This is a genomic window from Bradyrhizobium sp., from assembly GCF_019244115.1.
Taxonomy (GTDB): Bacteria; Pseudomonadota; Alphaproteobacteria; order Rhizobiales; family Xanthobacteraceae; genus Bradyrhizobium.
This window is the reverse complement of record NZ_JAFATE010000069.1, coordinates 1-2,329: the sequence shown is the minus strand read 5'-3', so window position 1 is coordinate 2,329 and position 2,329 is coordinate 1. Positions and strand designations below refer to the sequence as shown.

The window sequence follows — 2,329 nt, the reverse complement described above, 5'->3', positions numbered from 1 at the left end:
CATCCGAAACAGAGAACCGACCACCCGGTATCAAGGTACGCGGTGGGCTGGACCGATCCTGCCTGTCCTCGTGCCGGAGAGGAGTGTTCGTGCTGCACGTTGGTCTTGATCTGAGCCGCAAACGAATTGACGTGTGCCTGATCTCCGATCAGGGGGAACTGATCGACCGCTTCACGGCGATCCCGGATCGCGACGGGCTGCATGGGCTCGCCCGTCGGGTGGCCGTCTATGGCGAGCCGGTGCGCGGGGTGGTGGAGTCGATGAACGGGGCGAGGTTCGTGCACGACGAGCTTGTCTCTCATGGCTGGGAGGTGCTGGTCGCCGACGCGCAGAAGGTCAAGGGGCTGGCGCCGCTGGCGTGCAAGACGGACCAGTCGGCATGGACCGTGGCCCACCCCCGAGCGATGAAATGCTTGTTGCACGGCCTCGCCGAAACCCAGACAACCTCACTGGGCTGACGCGCCGGGCGCGGTCGCCGTGTCGATAGTGGAGGCAGTTGAGCCCGAGACAAGTCTGGTGCTGGGCCGCGGGACCTCGGATTGTCGCTGCGAGCACGAACCCCAGATTCGGTAATCACCAAGGTCCCTCCCCGGCGGGTCGCATCTGTCAACCGTCGGAAGGAGGCAGCAGTGCAGCAGATCTACGATCGGGTGGCCGGTCTGGATGTCCACCGCGACAATGTTGTGGCTTGTTTTCGCAGACTCGGCCCGCGGGGTGGTGTGGTGTTCGAGAAGGAGCGCTTCGCGAGCACTACGACCAGGCTTCGCGAGCTTGCGGCGTGGCTGGCTGAGCGGCAGGTGGAGCTGGTGGCAATAGAGGCGACCGGCGTCTATTGGAAGCCGGTCTATTACGCGCTCGAGTCGAGCTTCACAGTGTGGTTGTGCAACGCTCGAAACGTTAAGAAGGTTCCCGGGCGGAAGACCGATATGACCGATGCCGAGTGGCTCGCCGATGTCGCCGCGCACGGGATGATCCGCCCGAGCTTCGTGCCGCCGCCGCCGATTCGTGAGCTGCGGGAGCTGACCCGGTATCGAGAGACCCAGAGCGACGCTCGCGCGGCCGAGATCCAGCGCCTTGAGAAGGTGCTGCAGGATGCCGGGATCAAGCTGACCTCGGTCGCGTCCCGGGTTCTGACCCAGTCGGGGCGCGCGATGATCGAGGCGCTGATCGCCGGCGAACGGGACGGCGCGAAGCTCGCCGAGCTGGCGCTGGGCAAGATGCGCCCGAAGGTCCCGGCGCTGACCGAAGCGCTGACCGGCCACTTCGGCTCCCACCACGCAGTCGCTTGCGGGCGGATTCTCGGCCACCTCGACTTCCTCAACGAGTCGATCGCCGCCTTGACCGAGCAGGTCGATCAACGGACGGCTGCGTTCGCGCCCGTGTACACGTCGCTGTTGCCGGTGCCGGGCTTCGACCGGCTGTCGATCGACGTGATCATCGCCGAGACGGGCGCCGACATGTCCCGGTTCCCGACCCCGGGTGATCTGGCCTCCTGGGTTGGCGTGTGCCCAGGCTCGCACGAATCGGCGGGCAAACGCCGCCGGGTCGGCACCACCAAAGGCAACCCGTGGCTGCGGCGCGCGCTGATCGAGTCCGCCCGCGCCGCAGCGCGGACCAAGGGAAGCTACTTCGGCGCCCAATACCGCCAGATCGCTCGCCGCCGCGGACCGAACAAGGCAGCCATGGCCGTCGCCCACTCACTGATCGAGCTCGTCTGGCATCTGCTCAGCACCGGCGAGATCTACAAGGATCTCGGCGAGGACTACTTCACGTCTCGCCAGGACCCGGAGCGGCGCGCCCACCGTCTTGTCGCCCAGCTTGAGGAGCTCGGCTTCACCGTCACTCTCGAGGAAGCAGCCGCCGCATAAACCAACTGTCAGCTCGCCGCAGTCCAAACCCGGCCCGGCGCCGAGCGGCTTCCGCATACCGTTATTCGCCCGACAGCAACCCAGCCAACGTGAGCATTTCACCCCAGATCGATTCGGGGGTGCTGGCCGAGTTGTCGTTCCGGGATCTGGTGCCGGCGATCTGGCTGCCCACGGTCGAGCTGCGGCGCGAGCGGGAGATCTCCCGCTGGCGGCTGCATCTGGTCAAGCACCGCTCGACGCTGAAGAACCGGGTGCACTCCACGCTGATCACCTTCGGTCACCAGCGCCACATGTCCGACCTGTTCGGCGTCTCGGGCCGCAAGTTACTCAAGGAGCTCGAGCTGCCCGAGCCGTGGCGCTCGCACGTCGACGCCAGCCTGGTGCTGATCGACGACCTCGAGGCCCGCATCGCTCAGATCGCGAAGGAGCTCCGTCGCTCGGGCGCCGATCATCGCTACATC

General features: G+C 66.4%; 3 protein-coding genes. All 3 read left to right on the top strand.

All coding sequences use genetic code 11. The annotated features are described in order from the left end of the window. On the top strand, window positions 1-458 hold a 458-nt coding region (locus JOZ76_RS03300; RefSeq protein WP_291697199.1), incomplete at its 5' end, for a hypothetical protein. A gap of 171 nt (window positions 459-629) precedes the next feature. After that, a complete protein-coding gene (locus JOZ76_RS03295) occupies window positions 630-1,868 on the top strand; it encodes an IS110 family transposase (RefSeq protein ID WP_291697198.1) in 1,239 nt (412 codons plus the stop codon). A 119-nt stretch (window positions 1,869-1,987) separates the two neighbouring features. Further along, a partial coding sequence (locus JOZ76_RS03290) for a hypothetical protein (RefSeq protein WP_441299967.1) occupies window positions 1,988-2,329 on the top strand: 342 nt, incomplete at its 3' end.